The organism is Pseudoalteromonas sp. McH1-7, from assembly GCF_013366255.1.
Lineage (GTDB): Bacteria > Pseudomonadota > Gammaproteobacteria > Enterobacterales > Alteromonadaceae > Pseudoalteromonas > Pseudoalteromonas peptidolytica.
The window spans coordinates 71,360-93,983 of record NZ_JABWPQ010000006.1 but is presented as its reverse complement, the minus strand read 5'-3'; the positions used below and the strand labels follow the sequence as shown (position 1 = coordinate 93,983).

Below are 22,624 nucleotides of genomic sequence, written 5' to 3'. Positions count from 1 at the left end.
CAATGAGATATATTTATTTAATGGTATTTGCATTTTGCAATTTCGCACTTGCAAGTAGCAACAATACAGAGTTCAAACTTGAAGCATTTTACGACACTGACTTGTATCATCAGCAATTAGGGCTAACCAAAACGCAGTTTGATGCGGTAAATAGACAACTGAGTACTGTTGTAACACAGCAAAGTAGTCATACCATTGATGATGCAATTCAAATTACCTATTTAGAAAACCCACATGCTGAGCACGTCATCGCACTGGCTGCGATAAGATATTTGTCCAGCTCTCTTATCGCCAGCAAATCCCCTACACCAACATCGCTAGAACATAGCATAGTTGCACTCTATTACCTTGAACGCCTAGAAAAAGTGGCTACCCTTCATACTTGGGCACATCAGGTACGTGAAACGCTTGGCAGGCAAGTAAATCAAGTACTTGCTTACGATAGCCTTAATGTAAATGAGCAGCTTGCATCGCATACTCAGTTCCACCATGCGTTTAATGTCCAACCAGAGCAAGGCGTTGACGCCGGCAACGCACTCGTTGAAAGTTTAATTACAGATCCGGGCAATGTAATGACACTGACCCTTGTCGCTAGTTCAAGGCTTTGGCTAGGTAGTGAGGTATCATACTCTGATCCAAATACACTGTATTATTTCATCCTTACTGGCTTCTACAGTACTAGAGCTATTTTGCTATCTCATGAAATAGAGTTACAAGCCAAGCAACCAACCAGTACCAAAAAAACAATGCGACTTTCTTCAATTCTTGGCGGCTGGACTACCTTAGCTAGGCGCTGGTTAGCTGGAGTACATCAAGATACGCTAAGCCGCTCATTGATAGATCAAGAGCATGAACAGTGGTTTTCAGTAAGCCCCGGATTCCATTCGATAACGCTTGCCTCCAGTTACTTTAATGAGCCTCCTCGATTTTTCAAAGGCTACGGCTATTTAATGCAAGGGTTAGGTATTTGTAACCAAGATCTGCTGTTTAGAAGCTGTGGAGATGATCCTAGATTTTCATTCAATCGCTTAGTTTTTTTAACGACTGTTATGGACTATTCGATAAAAGCTGGTGATTTTGATACTGCAAGAAACTTGCTAGGGGCAAAATTCTGGCCTGATTTTCATTGGCATGAGTGGACTCAAGGTCAAGCACAGTGGCTACTTAGAGAGCAAAACATGGAGCAGTTGTATACGCAGTGGAACAATGACGACCCGTCTGACGATACACCTTTGATCATCAGAACGAATAGGCAATGGAGCGATAATACGATGACTTGCCAGACATGCCATCAAGAACAAAATCGCAGTTGGACAGCTGAAGAAAAAGAGCGGGCACGAACTCCTGCACCAAGTATTGAGTTCTTACAATTTTGGCCTGAAATCTCAACCAGCTGGACTGGGGATCAGAGCACTACACTAAAATGTGACAATATTAACTCGTGGCAAAGCAACAACGTTTACCGAGCGAAACAAAAAGCGGTTTATCAGCATGCGTTATTTGAAGCAAAATGGTGGACTCGTAATGAAGTGCCCGCGAAATCAAAACAATATGATGTGTGGCGCTTTGTTGGTTTTTGCCAATCAGGAAGCATAAAGTAGTATGCCTTCACTATCAAAAAATAGTGAATTTCACCTTCATTGGGTTGGCGTTATGCTAACCCAGATAGGTGCATATTTTACGCTTATCGCCCTGCCATGGTTAACGCTGTCTGTTGCCAATAACAATCCAACAACCCTTGCTGTGATCATGGCGTGCTTTGGTATACCGCATAGTTTGTTTATATTGTTGGGAGGATCAATCGCAGATAAATACTCTCCTCTGCTCGTAATCAAGATATCACGCTTTGGCTTTGCGTTAAGTACACTACTGTTTGCACTAAGCTTATACCTATATGAACCATCGCTCGTGTTACTCATCTCTTTCGCACTTTTTGCGGGAGGCTTTTCCGCCCTTGGTTTTCCTGCAAATCAGTCGTTTATTCCTCGTATCGTATTACCTGAACATATTCTAAAAGCCAACGTACTGACAATGGGTAGCAGTTTTGTGATCCAAGCCTGTGCACCTGTATTAGTGGGGTTTTCCCTGCTAGGCATAAAATCTTATTTAGAAGTTAATGGGCTATTTCGTACAAATATTGAACATCTTATTGTGGCATTCTTTCTAGATGCCATACTGGTGACACTAGCAGCATGCTGTACATTAAAAATCCGTCATCAAGATAAAGAGCAGTCTATGACATCCTCATCTGTCTTTCGATCGATGCTCAAAAGCTTTCAATATAGTTTCACACATCCAAATCTTAAAATTATTCTGTTGTATTTAATGTTGATTTCCATCCTTATTCATGGGCCGCTTTTTATCATGCTTCCTTACCTTGTTAAGGTAACTTTAAATATGGATGAATCGGCATTAAGCTATTTATTGGCAAGCCAAGGGATCGGCACCTTCATCGGTGCCACTTTAGTTGCGATATGTAAGCCAAATATGCAGAATTTAGGAAAATATATCTTAGTACTAGATTTGCTTACTGCGATTGTATTTATCCAGCTTGGTTTTCAGTCTTCACTCCTACTACTTTGCATCAGCTTAGTTGCCATTGGCTGTGCCGCAGGTTTTACTGTTGTTGCTGGTACCACTTGGTATCAGCTAAATGTCCCAATTGAGAAACTATCAGGTGCGATTGCTCTGGTATTATTTGCTATCCATGGCTTGATCCCACTTTCTTCAATGTTGCTTGGTACTTTGTTAGATAGATTTGAAGTGTCACAGATCACAACCTTATTGGGAGTAACCACAACGCTCATCTGTATTATTGGCTTAGCTTCAGTAAAAATTAGAAATATGGGCAAGGTTTCATCAGCGATAGCTAATCAGGCTACAAAATTAAAGGAAGTACCACATAATGCCTAAATTTTTGAACCATACCTTTCCACAGAGCACGGAGTCACACTTGTGGCTCAACCTTATACATGATAGCAATCAAATATTTGCTTCGAAGCCCAACATTTTGGGCAAACCAAAGTTTAGCTATGTCGAAATATATGAGAATACGGCTACTCTTCCTTCAAAGATCAGTGTAGAAGCGTTCACCGACTCGATTAAAATAGGCAAAGACGCACTACTAGATTCCAGTAGTGCAGCCGCATTTCCCAATGATATTGTAAAACTTACCGCGGTAAAACGCCCCGATTACGCCTGCGGCAAAATACGTATTGGTGATAATGCCTGCCTACAAGGAACGGCTATAGTGAGTTATCAAAGTGTTGAAATTGGCGACAATGCTTTATTTGGTCCAAACGTTGTCATCATGGACTGTGATGGACACACCCTAACAAACAGAAACGCCCCAGACGAAGTCTCTAAACTCATCGTTAAACCTGTAAAAGTCGGTCACAATGTTTGGGTAGGCTATGGAGCTATCATCAATAAAGGCGTAACAATTGGAGACAATGCGGTAATCGGAGCTGGAAGTGTTGTAACAAAGGACGTGCCTGCCAACACGATGTTTGCAGGCAACCCGGCTCAGTTTATTCGACAATTAGACTAGCGACTAATTACGCTGTATACCATATAGCTTTAACTTCTCTAGCAGTTCTCTATGTGGTCTCAAATTACTGTTGACCTCTTTTAGCACACTGGTTTGATATTCCTGATAGCCTTTATAAATCTGCATAGAAGCTTCTGATGTCACAACCTGAGTAGGTAAAAACTCCATACCGTATAACACATACAAGTAATTCGAGATATCAAATACCCCGAGCTTATCTGTAAAGTCAAATTTGTGTGGTGCACGTACTTTCCACATTTCAAGCTTTTGTTGAAGTGAATCAGGTATCGTATCGGTACTGCAGTTATCCAACCAAAAAGATGAATCGGTGCGCTTTGACAAGCAATAATGTAACTTAATAAAGTCACTGATGTTCAACCACATTCTCTCAACATCTCTATTAAACTTTTGAGATTCCAACGCAAAGCTAAGCTCCCCACTTGACAGTGCGTGAGCAAGCATTGAAGCTGTTAAGTCGAACACTAACAGCCCTGTCGCTTCTAATGGCTCAACAAAACCTTGCGCAAGCCCCAACGCAACCACATTTTTTACCCAAAACTGCTCTCGATAGCCACAACGCATATCAATTTTTCTAACATTGAGCTCCTGAGGTTCAACATCTAGATATAGTGCTAAGCACCTTTGTGCATCATCGTCCGATGTATGATTACTAGAATAAACATAGCCAACCCCCTTTCTTGATTGCAATTGAATATCCCAGATCCACCCATGTTCTTTAGCTGTTGCAGTAGTATACGGGTTGATTGGTGTACTATTATCCTGGTAGGGTGATTGGACCGCTAACGCCGTGTCGGCAAGCAGAGTGTTAGATAAGCTTTTAAAGCCAACATTCATGGCTCTACCAAGCAAAAGGCTTTCAAACCCAGAGCAATCAACAAAGAAATCTGCATCAAATCGCTCACCATTTGCTATTAAACCCTTGATACTGCCATCTTGGCTAATTTCCACATCATCAATAGTTTTATAGCTCACGTGTACACCAAGCTCATTAACAGCATTGTCTTTCAATAGCTTAGTAAATAAAGCAGCATCAAAGTGATAAGCATAATCAAATACACCATCATATTCTTTTTGAGTGATTGCTTTGGGACTTAAGCCCAACTCCGCAACCGTGGCCTGTGTCGACATAAAGTGTTCGAACTTACAACGGTTTGGGTTACTTAACCAAGCCCGTATTAATTGCTCGTGGCCGCTGGGATATGGCTGAAACGGATGATAGTAATAATGACCATTGTTACTTTCAGGGTTATATAACCAATCAGAAAATTTAATACCATGTTTAAAAGACCCCTCCGCATTTTTAAATATCAATTCTTCGTCAATACCAAAATGCTTAAGTGTTTCCTTCATGAAAGGGACAGTACCTTCGCCAACTCCTACTGCTGGTATACTCTCTGACTCAATCAGCTCAATATGAATATCTAGACTTAGCTCTGCATTCAACCTTTTTGCTAAATGATTGGCGGCCAACCAACCAGCTGTCCCACCACCTAAAATAATGACTTTCTGTAGTTTCATACCATAACTCAAAATATTTCTAGCTATCTAGGATTAACTTATACCAATACACTTAATTAAGCTTGCTATTTTGAGGCAAAAAAAGTTTGTCGATAACACCACTACGCATCCTACTATCGCAAAGATACCTAGCTGTATACAGGTAAGGCGAACATTTTGCTATTTAGTTGTTCTAAATGAGAAATTTTTAATGCAGTAGGCTTCAAATTGGGCAAGTATTAAGACTAATTGGTATTAAATCTTCCGAAATAATAAGAATCTATTTAAAAATAAAAAGGCTCGGTTACCCGAGCCTTTTTACAATTTCAATTAAATTAGAAGCGGAACTGAAGGCCTAAAGAGTATCTCGCCTCACCCTCATAACTATAAGATGGGTAGCCGTAAGATGTTCTTTGTTCAACAGGCAGCTCTCCAATGTCACGACCTACTTGGATACTATCTTCTTCTAGTAAGTTTGTTACGTCAGCAACAACCGTAAAGTTCTCGTTGATTTTATAACTAAAACTCAAGTCTAGCGTACCAAAGTCTTGGTGTTCACGGTTACCATAGAAACCAACTTCACGGATCATGTAATCAGAGCGCCATGAATATGCAGCACGCGCTGAGAAATCATCATTCTCATAAAACGCAACTGCATTGACCGTGTGCTTTGATGAATCAGAGAAGATATCGTTTTTATCTGAGTAGTTCTTTGCATCTGCTTTTGCATCTGCGTAGGTATAGTTAAATACCCCACCAAACCCATTTTCAAACGTATGCTGCCATTGGAATTCTACGCCGCTAATGTCGCCACCTTGGCCATCCTTAAATGACTGAACAGTCCAGCTATCTTCACCTGAGTCAGGGTCAACGATACCAATTTGTTGTCCAGGAATACTTGCAAAAGTTGTGAACGTATCAACTTGCTTGGTGAAATATGAAACTGCAACCAAACTACTTGCGTTGTAGTACCATTCTACACCTAAGTCAGCTTGATTCGCTTTAAACGGGCTTAGTGCTACAGAGCCTTTTTCTACCGATTGGTTTGTTGGAATATTATCACCATAACCTTTCAACGATGAGCTTGTAAACAAGTCATTATAATTAGGTCTAGCGATTACAGTTGCGGCCGAGAAGCGTACGATAATATCTTCACTTACGTCAACAGCGACGTTAAAGCTTGGTAGTAACTCATTATAACTAGACTCTTCAGTTACAATTTCGTTTGAATAACCATTATTTCTATCAATAATCGGGTCAACAAAACCCGGAGATAATGCATATGCGTCTGAAGAAATATCAGTGCTAATATATCTTAAGCCAATATTACCTCTCACGTTTTCGTGCGAGAAGTTAGCCATAACATATGCGGCTAAGTTATCTTCAACAATTGACGAGTATGCTGCGCGCTCTTCTACCCAATCAGATATCAAGCTCTTAGTATGAGCGATCATCGCGCCAGCATCAGGCTCAGGAATTAGGAATCCAGCTTCGCCAGCATCAATGAACTTACCCGTAACCAGCCCAGAAACAGGATCAGCACTAGATAGAAGCGGTCGGTTACCAGACTTTTCTACTTCATGGTGTACCCATCGCACGCCGGTCTTTAATGATGTGAAGAAATCTCCCTCTAGAGGGAAAGTAAAATCGACTTGTGTATAGTCTTCTTCGTCTATATTCGGCGCATTAAGAATTGAGTTCGCACCTACACCCAATTCACTTACCGCATAATTTGGGTTAGCAATATCATACTTGATTCTATCGCCTGTAGCATCAATCGTTCCTATAGTGCCGCTAACATCCGTTAAGGCAGCATAGTTAGTTTCGAAGTTGGTACCACCAGTAGCTTCAGTTGTACCGATTTGGAATTCAATCTTTACATGCTCACCTTGATAAGTCATATCAAAAGCAAATAATTCGGTTTCCATCGTTGCTTGACGTGGTCTAACATCGTAGTATGGCTGTGCCCCACCGGTCTCATCTACCCAAGCTTGAGTAGACGTACATTTGACTGGAACACCTTGTGCGTTTGTAGAGCAATTTTCGAGGTTTTGAGGAATCCAGATTTGAGTGTTTAGATTATTCGCTTTTAGCTCTAAATTCATGTAATGAAAGCCAAAATCTAAGCTATCGGTTGGAGCATATTGAAGCTGAATATCGGTTGCTGTTCTTTCACGTTCTTGCTTAAAGTTAGTTGGTGCAATACGACCGGCCCAAACTGGTAGTCCTTCATCGCCCAAACGCTCTAACGAATACTCAGATCTTGCAATTGCACCTAACACACCAAATGTTTCAGCTTCATTTTTCCAGCTGTATAACGCTGACGCATTAGGGTCTGTCTCATCTGAGATAGAAGACCTTGTAGCTTTCAACGAACCGAATACCGTATTAGCATCCAAATCTAAAGGACGGCGAGTATTCACAATTACTGTACCACCTACGCCACCTTCAACGATGTCAGCTTGCGAAGACTTGTATACTTCCATTGATGCAATCATTTCAGGTGCAAGCATTGAATAGTTGAATGAGCGATCAATTGCTTGCTCAGTATACCAACCCGTAGAAGCGACATTTTGACCATTCAATGAAGTTTTGGTTAGCTGATTTGATGCACCACGGATAGATACAGCCGAGCCTTCACCAAACTGTCTAGAAACGGTAACACCAGGAATACGGCCTAAAGACTCTGCAAGGTTATTATCAGGGAAGTCACCAATGTCTTCTGCTGATACAGCATCAACAACGGAGTTGGCAAATCTTTTTGTGTTCATTGACGCTTCTAAAGAGCGGCGAATACCGCGAACTTCAATGACTTCTACGTTTTCTTGTACTTGATTTTGACTTTCTTCTGCAGCTACAGCACCTGAAAAGCCCGCACCTAGTGCGATGCTGACGTTAACTGCAAGTAAGCTTTTTTTGAAATTATTAGCTAACACAGGATTCCCCTTGAATCATTTTGTTGGTTTTTTAAATCACTTCTGCCCAGTGATGATGACAACGCTGTCATCTAATAACAAACCATACACCGTAAATTACATATTCGCTACAATTTTTTTGGTCTGCTATTCAAAAAATATTCATATAAGAATTTATCTTGTTGATAAATATAGATTTAAATACGGCCAATATATGGTTTGTTACAAAAACAAGCTGAGAATAACATAAAAAAATTTTTTGCTGTAGGTTTTTAGGATGGAATGACGTCAAAATAGGTACGTCAAAATATGGTGAATACACACAAGGGGATGTGTATTCATTTTCCCATTCAGCTTGGGCAGAAGCTACAGATGAGAATAAATATCAATGACAACGCTGTCATTATAGTGTTATGGGTTACTCCTGTCTAGTAATTTTAAGAGAATTTTTTATGACAAATGCCCATAAACTCTGCGATTGACACGTAAGTCATTGCTCTCTTTTGCACAAATTAGAATACCCCATTATGGGACTTGCTGATAAGCTCAATGCTTAATTTTAAATAAGTAAAAACTATTGCTGTTATTCGTAAGAAGTAAGAAGTAAGAAGTAAGAAGTAAGAAGTAAGAAGTAAGAAGTAAGAAGTAAGAAGTAAGAAGTAAGAAGTATTGTTTTCGTTTATCTGCTAAATATCCAATGATACTAAATTTTTAGATTCAAGCCACAAATCAAACTATAAAATCGGCTCTCGAGCCGACCTTATAGTCTAGCTATGTATTTGTGTATGCTTGAAGTTAAGGGCACCAAAATACAGTCAAATCAATATCAGGATGAGTTAATACAGCACGCAGTGGAACCGAATACTCTGAGCCTGGTTGCTTTGCAGCTTCATACACTGCCTTTTTCTCCTCACCAGAGATCAATAATACAACGGTTTTAGAATGAGCTATTCCTGCTAATGATAGACTCATACGCTCTGTTATCTCACCTGTGACTTCACTTTGATGCGCATTGATTGCACACACCGTATCGGTAGTTGTTAGTGCATGTTCTAGCCCATCGGCATTAGGAAATAAGCTCGCAGTATGACCATCAGGTCCCATCCCAAGAATCGTTACATCAAAAGGCCGTTTCAATGCAGCATAGTCAGACTCACACACTTGCACGCCCTCTTCTGCCGATGCAGCTCGATTCTTCATTGTTACAAATCGAGCGCCCGCCGCCTTGTCTTGTAACAATGTCGATTTGATAAATGCTTCGTTAGACTTTTCATGCTCAGCGTCTACCCAACGTTCATCAACCATAGCAACCGTGATTTTGTCCCAGCCTAGCTCGACACCACTCAGGTGACGATACGCTGGTGCAGGTGAAGAGCCACCCGAAACCAATAACACCGCTTTACCATCTGTTGCGATCCCCTCCGAGAGAGCTGTTTGCAGCAATTCAGTAAGCGCTGCTGTCATTTCGTCTTTAGAAGCAAATTCTCTTTCTGTGATACTAGCCATTACGCATGCTCTCCTGCATTAAACCAGACATGTTTATTTTCTTCTAGTAATTCGTCTGCATCCTCAGGTCCCCATGAACCAGCGCGATAAAGAGATGGTGCACCTTTACCTTGCCAACGTTCAACAATCGGATCTATCCATTGCCATGCTTGGCGCACCTCATCACGATGGATAAACAGTGCTGGATTATTCGCTGCTGCGTCTAACATTAGACGCTTGTATGCGTCTGAGTGGTAACCATTGTTATACTTTTCACTTAAGGAAATATTGAGCGTTACAGGCTCAAGTTGCATCTCAAGATTATCAAGACGTTTTGACATCAACGTTAGCTGAATACTTTCTTCTGGCTGCAATCGAATAACCAAACGGTTTGGCTGAATAGGGCCTGCCGCGTCACCATACACATTGTGAGAAACCGGCTTATACTCAACCACGATTTCAGCGCAGCGTTTTTTCATGCGTTTACCGGTTCTTAGATAAAAAGGCACGCCTGACCAACGCCAGTTATCTATATGTGCGCGGATAGCTACAAAGGTCTCAGTTTCACTTGAACCTTCACCTAACTCTTCAAGATAACCAGGAACTAACTTACCTTCCAAATCGCCTGGCACATATTGACCTCGTACCACATTATCATCGACCTGCTCACCTACCAGTGGTCGTAGTGCTTCTAACACTTTCAACTTTTCAGCACGGATACTATTGGCATTGAGTTTATGAGGAGACTCCATCGCAACCAAACATAGTAATTGCAGTAAATGGTTTTGTACCATGTCGCGAAGCGCACCTGCTTTGTCATAAAAGCCAGCTCGACTCTCCAAGCCCACAGTTTCTGAAATACTGATCTGAATATTATCAATCGTTTTAGCATCCCACAGGTTTTCAAATAATGCATTTGAAAACCTCAACGCCATCAAGTTTTGTACTGTCTCTTTACCTAAATAGTGGTCGATACGAAACACTTGCTCTTCGGCAAAAAACTCACCAATTTTAGCGTTAATCTCTTCAGCAGATTTGCCGCAATAGCCAATTGGTTTTTCCACCACAACACGAGAGTGTTCAGTGATTAATCCTTTAACTGACAACAGTTCACAACAACGGCCATATACCGCAGGTGGCAGCGATAAATAGAATACACGAGACTTTTCTTCACCATCTGCCAAGATATTTTTTAGTGTATCCCAATATTCATCTTCTTCTGTCACATTCACAACAACAGGAACTAAAAATTGCGAAAATGCAGACCAATCTTTTTTGTTGTATTCACCTTTGCCGAGATGGGTTTGTAACGCACTATGAGTCGTTTCGATAAATTCTTGTTGTTTATTTTGCTCACGAACGGTCGGTAAAATGCGAGTGCCCTCAGGTAGGTTACCTTCTTGATATGCACGATACAAAGCTGGTAGGAGTTTACGAAGTGCTAAATCACCCCCCCCACCAAAAATTACGATGTCAAAAGGATTAAGCATAATTCACTCTCATAGGTTAGGCGCGTGCTTTTTACACGCATTGTTTATTCGATTTGGCGCTACTCCAAAGCCTACCAAATTACTTAGCTAACGGGTGATGTTTCGATTGCAACGCACTGTAATACCAATGTTACTTAATATCTACTCAATTTGAGGCTGAGGCCCGACGCTTATTGCATTAGAGGTTCCCAGTTTAAAATAACTAAGCTGTATAGCATTCGCCTAGCTCCGCGTCTCAAAATAGATATTTAATGCGCTTTGGTATAAATGAGCCTTAGAAGCCTGTATTTCCTCTCACAAAAATACAGGCTCTAAGCACTCCAGCGCTACCCGTTCAAAGGTATTCTGTTTACTTTAAGTTCCACTTAAAGTGTTAATTTTTTCTTTTTTGCTTATAGTAAGCCATTAATCCAGCTGTAGAGCTATCGTGAGGGTGAGTGATGCCTTCTTGCGTTAACTCGGCTTCTATATTTGAAGCTAACCCTTTACCCAGCTCAACACCCCACTGGTCAAATGAACACACATTCAAAATAATGCCCTGACAGAAAATTTTGTGCTCATATAGTGCTATTAGACGACCGACCGCTTTGGCATCAATTTTATCAAGGATAAACGAAGAGGTTGGACGGTTGCCTTTATGAATTTTGTGCGGGATCAAATCATCAATTTCAGACTCTGATTTACCTTTAGCAGCTAAATCTGTTCGCACTTGCTCTGCATTTACACCTGCCATCATAGCTTCAGTTTGCGCAAAGAAGTTTGACAGCAAAATTTCATGATGTTTTCCGACTTGCTGTTGAGGCTCAATTGATGCGATGAAGTCAGCTGGCACTATCACATTACCTTGATGCAGGCACTGATAAAACGCATGTTGGCCATTAATCCCTGTCATTCCCCATATAATAGGCACTGTGGTGTAATCAACCTGCTCACCTGCAAAAGTAACATGTTTACCATTACTTTCCATCTCACCTTGCTGCAAATATGCTGGCAGCATATGAAGTGCCTGATCGTATGGTAAAATAGCTTGGGCTTGATAGCCTAAGAAGCTGGTATTCCAAACACTTAACAATGCCATCAGCAACGGAATGTTGTCCTGATTACTGGCACTTTTAAAATGCTCATCCACTTCAAATGCACCTTCAAGCACTTCAACAAACACATCAAAACCTAAATATAACGCAATCGGTAAGCCTATTGCACTCCAAAGCGAAAAGCGTCCACCAACCCAATCCCACATGGTAAATACATTTTCATCGCTGATACCAAATGCACGTGTTTTATCGAGGTTCGTGCTTACGGCAACAAAATGCTTTGCTATGGCTGATTTATCATTCGCTGACTCTAAAAACCATTCGACAGCGGTCTTTGCATTAGTCATGGTCTCAGAAGTCGTAAAGGTTTTTGAAGACACCACAAATAGCGTTGTTTCAGCATCTAGTCCTTTGAGTACCGACGCTATCTGCACACCATCAACATTAGAGACATAATGCACATTGAGAGTATCGTCAGCATAAGCTGCCAGTGCATCCGTTACCATTTGCGGGCCAAGGTTTGAGCCGCCAACCCCAATCGCAACCACATTTTTTACCGCTTTACCGGTGTAACCTACCCATTCACCAGATCGAACTCGTTGACTAAACGCTTTTAGTTTTTCTAATTCCGTATTTACTTGTTCTGTGACGTTTACGCCATCAACATAAACAGGTGTATTGGCTCTATTTCTCAGGGCGGTATGTAATACGGCTCGATTTTCAGTGATGTTGATCTTTTGGCCAGAAAACATTTTTTCTCGCCAACCGGCAACATCACATTCGTCTGCTAGCTGCATCAGTTCAGAAAATGTTTGGTCATCAACACGTTGCTTGGAGAAGTCGAACAATACACCGGCAATTTGACGAGAAAACTTATCAAATCGTTGGGTATCATTGTCAAACATCGTTTTTAAATGCTGCTGTTCAACTCGCAGCACCGACTGACGAAGCTTTTGCCAACTATCCAATTCTACACGACCACTCATTACACACTCCCCTAAGATGCGTGTTACTTCCTTATATTTCAGGAAGTAACAACAAAGAAACACTTTTAATTAAGCACATTATGCCAAAATGACAACGCTGTCAAACTGCTTCTTTTCAATTTTACATTGCGAATAATAACCTAAAATTAAATTTTTGACACCGGTATCATTCATTTATTTCTGCGAAATGTAGTGCTAAATTCTGTATATAATAAATAGCCTAAGAAAAATAGATGATCCTTTTATTAAGACGTAATGGCGAATAAGTAATTACAATGGAATACTGTGCGCTAGCTTAAACTTGCATAAAACGCTACTATTCCTCTGCGCTTAATAATGATCTACACACTCCTGTAAATAGAAGAACAACTACATGAAAGTCACTATTAACGATGTCGCCAAATTAGCTGGCGTATCAATGAAAACAGTATCGCGGGTAATCAATAAAGAACCTTCAGTTAGACAAAAGACTTATGACCAAGTGATGCTGGCTGTAAAAGAGTTAAACTATCAGCCAAACATTGCTGCAAGAAACTTAGCCGGTACTTCTTCATTTGCTATCGGGTTAGTGTACGACAATCCCAACGCATATTATGTAATCGATATGCAGAATGGGGTGTTATCTCGTTGTAAAGACGAAGGCTACGAGCTGGTAATACATCCTTGCAGTTTTAGCTCGGAAGATATGGCTGATGAACTAGTAACAATGATCAAGCGCTCGCGCTTGGCAGGGCTTGTTTTAACGCCTCCTTTATCAGAGCAACAAGCTATCATCGACTTGCTAGATGAACTTGGCATTCATTACGTACGACTGCTTTCTGGTCGAGCAAAAGAAGCACAAAGCAGTGCCAAGAATTGTATTTTTGTGGACGATTATGCGGCCGCTTATGAAATTACAGAGCATTTGATTAGCTTAGGGCACAAAAAAATAGCTTTTGTTTTGGGCGATCAGGAGCACAAATCAACCGCCGAGCGTTTAGCTGGCTACAGAGACGCCCTAGCGGCTCATAAGATACAACCAGATGACTCCCTCCTCTACCATGGTACTTACTCGTTTGAGTCTGGTGTTCAAGGTGCAAAATCTTTACTTGCTGATGGTAATCCAAACAGCATCACCGCAATTTTAGGAGGTAATGATGAGGTTGCTGCTGGCGCACTTTTTGCCGCACGCCTGATGAATATAGAGATCCCAAGTCAACTTTCGATCAGTGGCTTCGAGGACTCTCCATTCTCGCGCCAAACTTGGCCCAAGCTCACTACAGCTCACCAAGCAAATAATGTCATTTCAGAGCACGCTGCACGACTGCTGTTTTCAAAAACAAGAGGCCACCGCAATAGTGACAAAGATATTTGTCACGTGTTTACACCAAATATGGTAGTCAGAGAAAGTACTGGCAGAGTAGTTCAGTAACAGCTTGGTATAGCTAAAATGCGATATGATTTGTCTTGCGCCTACTTTTAGGCGCAAGACAAATCCCATGATAAGGCGCTTTTGACTCATTCAGTGTCAACGTACGCCCAGATGTTGAACGGTATTAAACTTTCGCTTGGTGACGAAGATCCCGCTCCGCCACTTGGCACCATTAATCTTGCTTTGCTATCAGCCCCTGGTTATTGCTTGACCAAGCATTGATGAGTGCTTTTACAAGCGACGCTAAAGGAATGGCGAAAAACACCCCCCAAAAACCCCAAAGGCCACCAAAAAACAGCACAGCAACAATGATGTACACTGGGTTTAAATCTACCGCCTCAGAGAATAACAGTGGTACTAAAACATTGCCATCCAATGCCTGAATAACACCATAAGCTATCACAATAGTCCAAAATTCAGGAGCAAGACCAAATTGGAATAATGCCACTGCAGCAACTGGCAGCGTCACTAACGCGGCCCCGATAAATGGAATTAGAACAGAGAGCCCAACTAACGCCCCCAAGAGCGCTGCATAACGCAAGTCTAAAAACGAAAAGGTGGCATAACTAACTAATCCTACGATGATAATTTCAAACACTTTCCCGCGAATGTAATTCATTATTTGCTGATCCATCTCATGCCAAACTTGTGAGATAAGTTTGCGATCTTTGGGAATAACTTGTGAAATACCAGACGTCAGCTCTTTTTTGTCTTTAAGCATAAAGAAGGCAAGCAAAGGCACAAGCACTAGGTATATCATCCAAGCCACAACATCCTTTAATGAAGTAAGCGAGGCTGAAACAAGGATCTCCCCTAATTCCAGTATTTTATTCTCGACTGATGTCACAATGGCTTGTACTTGAGTCGTAGAAATCAACGTCGGGTAATATTCCGGTAAGTGTAAAAGGAAGTCTTTCCCCTCTTCAATCATTGTTGGACTTTCTTGCAACAAATTACTCAGTTGTTGCCAAAGCACAGGTACGATACCAAATACTAGCCCCAAAGCGATGCTGGCAAATGCTGCCATCACTAAGATAACAGATATCAACCGGCTGCCAGTGATCCGCGCAAGTTTATTAACCGGCCATTCTAATAAGTATGCGATCACAATGGCGACCAATACTGGCATCACATAGCTACCAAAAAAGTACAGTAGCGCCACAGTTGCAACCAAAAGCAGCAACAGTGTCACCGAGTGCGGATCAGAAAACTTTTTGATATACCATGCTTTTACTAACTCAAACATCCGCGATCTCCAAATACATCTCGCCGTTTTCCAATTCAATTATTTGGTACTTCACAGCAACTCCGTCTAAATAATGGGTAATATCTGTTAATTCTTGTGCTTGGTTTAACAATAATTTAAGTCTGCCCAGTGTATAATTGTGGTGCTTCAGGTGCCACTTAAATTGTACAAACAGGGCTGGACAAGTTAACCCTCTAAGATCATGAACAGATTTTGGCTCTGAACTACTACACAATTCAGTCAATACGGTAGCCCTCAAGGCGTTGATGGTTTATTCTTAGTAACATATTCTACTTTTTGGGAATCTTAATGCCAGGCGTTAATAATAAGGCCCAATTGCCAGCCAATCCAACATTAAAAGAAATAAATTGGTACAAAAAACAAATAAATTGGGGTGAGCTTCCACCATTTTATCATCTTGTAGCCTCTGCGGTCAGCGAATGTGAGGGACTGCTCCATCATGGCTTTGATAATGCAGTGAAGCGATTATTAGACAAACGAAATTGGAATCTTGAGCTACTAGGTGGATACGAAGATGATAGTGGGATTATTCAATGTGAAAACAAACCAAAAATAGCTTTACATCAAGTGTTTACTGACCGTGGTTTTGAACTTTGGGCATATCCAATTGCAAAAGGTACTAAAATTGACGCTTATGTGAAAGATAATCGATTTTTAGAGTTCCGTGTATGGGATCCTCATACCATGAAAAACTTGCTTCGTATCAATCAATTACATAAGTTCATCGCATTTTATTTTGAACGCGGTGACATTGCCGACAAAGCCCTTATCTTGCATGCTCACAAAGTATTGCATATGACCATTAGCTTTTTGCAAAAAGAATTGAACATCACAGGAGTTGACGGGGTCTCAATAAAAGACTTTTACCAACTTTGCGAAAAAGATGCTCGAGCATGCCATGACGAAGTTGACCTCGCTAGAATAATGCTCGGAGAGGACCTTAAAAGGGATTAGAATGCAGTTTAGACCCCTGTTAAACTCAATATTATTAGCATGTGCACTCGTAACGACACATTCAAGTATTGCACAAACCGAATTAAAATTACCCGATCTTGGCACTTCCGCGTTGCAAGTGTTGCCAATTGAAAAAGAACAAGCAATAGGCGAAGTGATGATGATGCAGCTTCGCTCTCGCTCTCCTGTGGTTGGCGATCCGGTGCTGGAAGAGTATTTGACCAGCTTGGGCAACCGCCTTGTTGCCAATGCTAACGATGTCCGCTTCCCGTTTACCTTTTTTTGGATAAACAACAAAGACATCAACGCATTTGCATTTTATGGTGGTCACGTAGGAGTACACACAGGGCTGATTGCACAGTCTGATAACGAGAGTCAGCTGGCCTCCGTCATTGGGCACGAAATTGCACACGTCACTCAACGCCACTTAGCTCGACGAGTACAAAATGCTCAAGACAATAGCGCATTAACAATCGCCGGACTCATTACCGGTATCTTGGCAACCGTAGTAGCTCCCGATGCGGGGATTGCAATTTTATCGGCAAGTCAGACACAGTCGTCGTTAAACCAGCTAACTCATAGCCGCAAAGCTGAGCAAGAAGCTGATCGCTTTGGTATGAACACACTCTACAAAGCGGGTTTTGACCCTAACGCAGCCAGCGAGTTTTTAACCAAACTATCTGACCAAATACGCTTTAAAAATAAGCCTCCAGCTTTTTTACTCACCCACCCACTGCCTGACAGCCGAGTGTCGGATGTGCGCTTGAGGGCTCAGCAGTTTGAAAAGAAACATTATTCTTCAAGTCTTTCCTATGCCCTTGCAAAGAGTCGAGTACTGGCTCGCTATTATTATGATGACGACACAGCCGTTGCATTTTTTCAAAATCAGCTTCAGCAGTCCCAAAAGTTAGATAAACGTGCTATCAAATATGGTCTTGCCATCGCGCTGTTAGACACAAAGCAATATCAAGAGTCAGGTAAGCTGCTAGATGAGTTGTTGGCAAAAGAGCCGAACAACCTGTTTTATTTAGATGTGTATACCGATTACCTTATCGCTACCGATGCCCCGCAAAAAGCAGTTGAAATGCTCAGTGCTCAACATCAACTACGACCTAACAACCAGGTGATCACGCTAAACTATGCAAACGCAGCAATTAAAGCAAAACAATATGAACTGGCAGAGCAGCTGCTTAAAATTTTCCTGTTAGAGAAACCGGAGCATATTTTAGCAAGGGATCTTCTCACACAAGCCTACGAGTTTTTGGATAACAAAGCGGCATATCATGAGTCAAAAGCCAGTGTATACTCACAGTATGGCGCATTTAGTAAGGCAGCAGATGAAGTACAACGTGCGCTTAACCACGTTCAAGATAATGAGGACATTAAACGGACGCGACTCAAGGCATTACTGAGCCAATATAGAAATATGCAAAAAGAAATTGCCAAGTTGTAATCTTGTCAGCCTTTCATACCATCTCGGCTTTAAAACTGTAGAATTAAAGCCGATTTCCTTTTACTTAGCTTTTCGTCAACTAGACATTACGTTATGATCAGGCAGAGTCCAACATTACTAAAATAGAGCTTAAATAATGTCTATCGAAATATATCATAATCCACGTTGTTCAAAATCACGTGAAACTCTGGCGCTACTAGAGTCTAATGGCATTAGCCCCACAGTAATTGAATACTTAAAAACGCCTATAGATGAAGAAACACTCTCGGCGCTACTTACAAAGCTTGGTTTTAGCTCTGCTCATCAATTGGTGCGTAGCAAAGAGACGTTATTCAAAGAGCTAGGGTTGTCTAAAGAAACAGGTGAAGCACAACTTCGTAAAGCGATGCTTGAAAACCCAAAACTCATTGAGCGCCCAATTGTTGTTAATGACAATAAAGCGGCGATTGGTAGACCACCCGAGTCGGTACTTGAAATTCTCTAATGGCTACCATTCTCGTTTTATATCACTCCAGCCATGGCTCTGTGGCAAACATGGCTCATGAGTTTGCAGACACTATTGTCGCCCAAGGTGGCAACGCTGTGGTGCGGGTATTTGAAAAACGTCAAGAGCATGATGTCGTAGTTTCCAAGCAAGATTTAGTCAGCTGTGATGCGTTAGCCTTTGGTACCCCCACTCGATTTGGAATGATGGCATCTCAAGCAAAAGCATTTTGGGAAACGACCAGTGATTTGTGGCTGAAAGGCGCGTTAATCGATAAACCCGCATGCGTCTTTTCGTCATCAAGCAGCATGCACGGCGGCAACGAAGCTACTTTACTCAACCTATCACTTCCTTTACTGCATCATGGCATGATGTTACTTGGAGTACCCTATGATGTACCCGAGTTATTAGCAACAGAAAGTGGCGGTACTCCCTATGGTGCAACACATATTTCTGGGAGCCAGAATAGTACCGTGCTTACTCAAACAGAAATTAAAATTTGTCGCGCAGCTGCCTGTCGGTTACTGCGTGTAGCGGAAAAGTTGAAATGAACACTATTGCAAAAAAGCCTATCACAAAACGCTTTCAGCTCTTGGCGCTAATAGGTTACTTTGGGCTATTAATTTTGATGCCATTGTGGCTTTTTGTACTCGCACCAAGAGAAGGTTATAGCATAGCTTTTGTCTTCGCGGTTTACGTTTTACCGCTGTTACTTCCGCTCAAGGGGATACTCCAAGACAAACCATACACATACGCATGGGCTAATTTTATCGTTATGTTTTACTTCATCCACGGATTCACACTCTTGTGGATCTCTCCCGATGAGTTGCTTTTAGTATTACTAGAAATAGCGCTAGCAACATCGATGTTTATCGGTTGTACTTACTATGCAAGGCACAGAGGTCAAGAGTTAGGCTTAAAAATCAGGAAGTTAAAAGAAGATCTAGCGGATGAGAAAGCAGCGCACGAACATAGCCAAGATCAGTGATATATTTTTTGAGGCTGAACTCATCACTTAAGCCCAGCCCCCTGACTGACTTAATACTTGCTCAATGCTGACAAGTATTAAGTCGGTATAAGAAGGTAAAATTGTGACTATGCCATTATCGCAAAGAGAGCACTGCGATTAATACCAAAACAGAGAATAAAACTTGTATTCCAATACTCACCCAAGCCAGTGCGTTTACGCCAAGTAACGACCAAGGCGTCGAGTTATTTGGATATAAAGGATTGCTGCGCTTTCGTCTTGCTATTGCAAATATCCCAATCGATGCTGCCGTAGTTACCAAAGTCGCAATGGTTTTTTCATCGACCTCATCGGTAAAAAAGAGAAATAATTGCAACGGTAACAAAATTGCAGCAAAGGCATAGAGCATGTGAACCGTTTTGATTTTTTGATACTTTGCATCATTGGATAGTTCGATGATCCCACGTTGCTCAAACGTTTGCTTTGACGTTAGCGCCTGTTGTTTCATTGCAACTCGATATGGGGTATCGCCGTAAATATCGGCTAATGTAGGATCGTCTCCATGATCAAAAATCATCTCTATCATAGCCGCTGAGTTAGATGCTGCGGCATAGTGCATAAAGTTTCGTCCACACTCGTCAAGTTCGTTGACATTATGGTATGTCAGCATCGGCTCAACAGCACTTACAAAACCATTTTCAATAGCCAGCATAATTGCTGAGCGCCCTTTGCTATCTTTTGCTACCCCTTTTGCTCCTTGATTAACCAGCGTGAGAATAGCGGATTGTTTAACTTGCTGCTGTGTGAGCTGAAATAACAGTGCTTGCTCCAATTGCTTTGCCACTTCATCTTGGTCGCACATAGCGCATAGTAACTCGAATGTTTGACGGCCATCTAATAAACCATCTGTCGCAAGCTTCGCTGTCTCATCACGGTCACATACACAGGTTTGTAAATTATCAAGCAAAGTAGCATGAATTGCTTCTTCACTGTTACACCAAAGAGATACAACTTCTTCTGGTGCAAACTGAATACCCACTTCTATCAACCATATCAGTGTTTTTTCAAATTGCTTTTCGCACAGCAATTCAATAAAAGACAAGCTCTGGTTTTGGAGCTGCATTTGGATATTTGAATACTGTCCTAAGCGCTGGATAAGTGTCTTGATTAATTCATCTTGTTCAACACCGTTTTCTTCGATATGTCGCGTTACACTATTAACATATTGGCGTTGCTTGTCGTCATAATCGTCAATATGTTGAAAGTAGCAAGCTTCAAAAGGTTCCAACGGCCTGAGCCAGGCAAGATAAAACAGCGGAGGAAGTATCGTAGTGGATACCCCCTGCTCGTCTTTTATTTGTTGGCAATTCGGCCATGCCTCTATGGCATCTAGAATGTAAGCACCGTTTTGTTCGATTAACCCTTTCAGTAACATAGGGTATTGGGCAGGCCAAATTAACACTTGTTCCATGAATGCGCTATTATCCTCAGAATGTAAATATATGCAGCATAATTATCGCGAAATGACTAGGTGGTGAATAATATCAACAGTCGAGGTAAAATGCCCACCTATTTCAAAACAAATTTGAAAATTTACTATTTTTAAGGATTTACCATGGGTGAACAGCTCGAGACTTGGCAAGTTGTGTTAATTATCGTCGGTGTGCTGGGCGTCATTTGGAGCAATATCGCTTTACTCAAATACTCGGCAAAGTTTGAAATGAAAAAAAAGATCGATGATCAGCTAAAACCATTTGAGCCAACGTCGCCTGAAAAGGGCAGTCAATCTTCACATAACAAGGACACAAGAAAGCCGTAAAGCGAGTATCCAGATCATAACGATACCAATACTCGCCCAGCAACCGCTCAGTAAGAACGTGTTTGCTTTCTATTTAGTTTGATAAACACCTGGTTGTAAAAGTGATTGTTACTTTAATTCAAGGTCAAGCCACACCAAGCGATGATCTGAGCTAGCATGGCGGCTTTCAACTAATCGATATAGTGGATCCGTGCTACTAGGCCAAAACACGCCGCTGTCTAAAACACGAACGCCATATTTTGAAGGTAAAACATAGTCGACCCGAGCTCCCCAATGAGCAGTGTAACTGCGACTATATTGCGCTTCACTATGCTGCTTGCCCCCTTTACTCACCGGCTCAAAAGCAGAGAACACATAGTGACTTTCTAATAGCTGTTCGATTACACCAGGACGATGTTTATCGCCTTGATCTGCAGCATTTAAGTCGCCCGCAATCACAAATCGTGTTTTCGCTTTTAGGCCACCATTTACACCACTATCATCATAAATATATTCACTCCGTTTTGGGTCTATATAGTCCGCCATCAGTCTAATTTCATCGTGATTTCTGTTGCCATTACGGTCTTCTTCACCATCAAATACTGGAGGGGTTGGGTGCATAGCAAGGAAATGAAATACCTTTCCATTTACATCAATTGGCAGATCCCAATGTGACTTCGAGCTTAATCGTAAGACTTGCCACTCGTCAGCATGATAAAAAGGTGAGTTGCTTTTTGGAGCTATGGTTTTTTTATAATTGGGCATATCCTTCCAAAGGAAATTTTGCAGTGTCCGCACTTGGCTATTTTTTATAGGATACTTAGACAACACAACCATACCGTATTGCCCTTCATAAAGACCAAAGCCCTGCGCATCTCCAGCATAACGCGACTTTTTACCATCGTTGTCTAAATCAAATCGTGTTGGTAAGCCTGTGTTAACCGGTGCGATATAAAAGTATGGATATGATATCGGCTGCTGACCATGCTGACTTTTGTCCAAGTAGTTGTTCATAAATGCCAGCACGCCCTTCTCTGGTTCAGCAATGTAGTCAAACTCATTAAGCAGAATGACATCTGGACGAACACGTTGAATGATCTCTGCGATGTTCTTTATTTGCTGATGTTGACCATCTTGAAGTAACTTGCTTAGTTTCTCTGGATCAAGGGGTTCACCTTGCTGTTGATAGTTCGTCGCTTCCATGCTGACATTGAAAGTTGCCACCCGAAGCGTTTGAGCACTCGCAAACGACGCCATAAATAAAAAAGCTATATTGATAAATTTCATCTATTCACCTAAATAGTAGTGATAA

The 22,624-nt window shown here is 41.5% G+C and carries 18 protein-coding genes; 10 read left to right on the top strand and 8 right to left on the bottom strand.

Annotation, left to right across the window (positions count from 1 at the left end; genetic code table 11):
• Positions 1 to 2: 2 nt before the first annotated feature.
• From HUZ36_RS06140 to HUZ36_RS06130, 3 genes are read left to right on the top strand one after another with little or no spacing between them, the layout of a single operon-like run.
• Positions 3 to 1,601 (top strand): hypothetical protein, encoded by a 1,599-nt coding sequence (locus HUZ36_RS06140; protein WP_176032361.1) that lies wholly within the window; start codon positions 3 to 5, stop codon positions 1,599 to 1,601.
• Between the two features lies 1 nt (position 1,602).
• Positions 1,603 to 2,913 (top strand): MFS transporter, encoded by a 1,311-nt coding sequence (locus HUZ36_RS06135; RefSeq protein ID WP_176032360.1) that lies wholly within the window; start codon positions 1,603 to 1,605, stop codon positions 2,911 to 2,913.
• Positions 2,906 to 3,550 (top strand): acyltransferase, encoded by a 645-nt coding sequence (locus tag HUZ36_RS06130; protein WP_128732714.1) that lies wholly within the window; start codon positions 2,906 to 2,908, stop codon positions 3,548 to 3,550. Before HUZ36_RS06135 ends, HUZ36_RS06130 begins: the two co-directional genes overlap by 8 nt.
• A gap of 3 nt (positions 3,551 to 3,553) precedes the next feature.
• Here the strand turns inward: HUZ36_RS06130 and HUZ36_RS06125 are convergent, their stop codons facing one another.
• From HUZ36_RS06125 to pgi, 5 genes are all read right to left on the bottom strand, one after another.
• On the bottom strand, positions 3,554 to 5,089 hold the full coding sequence (locus tag HUZ36_RS06125; protein WP_176032359.1) for a tryptophan halogenase family protein: 1,536 nt from the start codon (positions 5,087 to 5,089) through the stop codon (positions 3,554 to 3,556).
• Positions 5,090 to 5,403: 314 nt separating this feature from the next.
• The gene (locus HUZ36_RS06120) at positions 5,404 to 8,004 is read right to left on the bottom strand and encodes a TonB-dependent receptor (RefSeq protein ID WP_176032358.1); all 2,601 of its coding nucleotides are present in this window, start codon (positions 8,002 to 8,004) and stop codon (positions 5,404 to 5,406) included.
• Positions 8,005 to 8,778: 774 nt separating this feature from the next.
• A complete protein-coding gene (gene pgl / locus HUZ36_RS06115) occupies positions 8,779 to 9,489 on the bottom strand; it encodes a 6-phosphogluconolactonase (protein ID WP_147389112.1) in 711 nt (236 codons plus the stop codon).
• Positions 9,489 to 10,958, bottom strand: coding sequence for a glucose-6-phosphate dehydrogenase (gene zwf / locus HUZ36_RS06110; protein ID WP_147389111.1), 1,470 nt, complete (start codon positions 10,956 to 10,958; stop codon positions 9,489 to 9,491). The genes pgl and zwf overlap by 1 nt, the downstream gene beginning before the upstream one ends.
• Positions 10,959 to 11,331: 373 nt before the next feature.
• Complete coding sequence (gene pgi / locus HUZ36_RS06105; protein ID WP_176032357.1) at positions 11,332 to 12,978, bottom strand: glucose-6-phosphate isomerase; 1,647 nt, start codon at positions 12,976 to 12,978, stop codon at positions 11,332 to 11,334.
• 373 nt (positions 12,979 to 13,351) lie between these two features.
• On the opposite strand from pgi, the gene HUZ36_RS06100 reads away from it, so the two are divergent.
• Positions 13,352 to 14,389 carry a LacI family DNA-binding transcriptional regulator gene (locus tag HUZ36_RS06100; RefSeq protein ID WP_128729923.1) on the top strand — a complete coding sequence of 346 codons (1,038 nt, stop codon included), beginning with the start codon at positions 13,352 to 13,354 and terminating at the stop codon, positions 14,387 to 14,389.
• A 172-nt stretch (positions 14,390 to 14,561) separates the two neighbouring features.
• Here HUZ36_RS06100 and HUZ36_RS06095 read toward each other — a convergent pair whose 3' ends face one another.
• Complete coding sequence (locus HUZ36_RS06095; RefSeq protein WP_128729924.1) at positions 14,562 to 15,635, bottom strand: AI-2E family transporter; 1,074 nt, start codon at positions 15,633 to 15,635, stop codon at positions 14,562 to 14,564.
• 309 nt (positions 15,636 to 15,944) lie between these two features.
• Between HUZ36_RS06095 and HUZ36_RS06090 the strand changes: the two genes are divergently transcribed.
• From HUZ36_RS06090 to HUZ36_RS06070, 5 genes are all read left to right on the top strand, one after another.
• Positions 15,945 to 16,610 carry a hypothetical protein gene (locus HUZ36_RS06090; protein ID WP_128729926.1) on the top strand — a complete coding sequence of 222 codons (666 nt, stop codon included), beginning with the start codon at positions 15,945 to 15,947 and terminating at the stop codon, positions 16,608 to 16,610.
• A gap of 1 nt (position 16,611) precedes the next feature.
• Positions 16,612 to 18,063 (top strand): beta-barrel assembly-enhancing protease, encoded by a 1,452-nt coding sequence (locus HUZ36_RS06085; protein ID WP_128729927.1) that lies wholly within the window; start codon positions 16,612 to 16,614, stop codon positions 18,061 to 18,063.
• A gap of 136 nt (positions 18,064 to 18,199) precedes the next feature.
• The gene (gene arsC, locus HUZ36_RS06080; protein ID WP_147389106.1) at positions 18,200 to 18,547 is read left to right on the top strand and encodes an arsenate reductase (glutaredoxin); all 348 of its coding nucleotides are present in this window, start codon (positions 18,200 to 18,202) and stop codon (positions 18,545 to 18,547) included.
• Positions 18,547 to 19,098, top strand: coding sequence for an NAD(P)H:quinone oxidoreductase (gene wrbA / locus HUZ36_RS06075; protein WP_176032356.1), 552 nt, complete (start codon positions 18,547 to 18,549; stop codon positions 19,096 to 19,098). The genes arsC and wrbA overlap by 1 nt, the downstream gene beginning before the upstream one ends.
• A complete protein-coding gene (locus HUZ36_RS06070) occupies positions 19,095 to 19,535 on the top strand; it encodes a DUF2069 domain-containing protein (protein ID WP_147389104.1) in 441 nt (146 codons plus the stop codon). Before wrbA ends, HUZ36_RS06070 begins: the two co-directional genes overlap by 4 nt.
• 115 nt (positions 19,536 to 19,650) lie before the next feature.
• Here HUZ36_RS06070 and HUZ36_RS06065 read toward each other — a convergent pair whose 3' ends face one another.
• A complete protein-coding gene (locus HUZ36_RS06065) occupies positions 19,651 to 20,985 on the bottom strand; it encodes an ankyrin repeat domain-containing protein (RefSeq protein ID WP_176032355.1) in 1,335 nt (444 codons plus the stop codon).
• A 144-nt stretch (positions 20,986 to 21,129) separates the two neighbouring features.
• Here HUZ36_RS06065 and HUZ36_RS06060 point away from each other — a divergent pair, with 144 nt between their 5' ends.
• Positions 21,130 to 21,333 (top strand): DUF2897 family protein, encoded by a 204-nt coding sequence (locus HUZ36_RS06060; protein WP_176032354.1) that lies wholly within the window; start codon positions 21,130 to 21,132, stop codon positions 21,331 to 21,333.
• A 108-nt stretch (positions 21,334 to 21,441) separates the two neighbouring features.
• On the opposite strand, the gene HUZ36_RS06055 is transcribed toward HUZ36_RS06060, so the two are convergent.
• Positions 21,442 to 22,599: an endonuclease/exonuclease/phosphatase family protein gene (locus HUZ36_RS06055; protein WP_176032353.1), complete on the bottom strand. Its 1,158-nt coding sequence runs from the start codon at positions 22,597 to 22,599 to the stop codon at positions 21,442 to 21,444.
• Between the last annotated feature and the right edge of the window lie 25 nt (positions 22,600 to 22,624).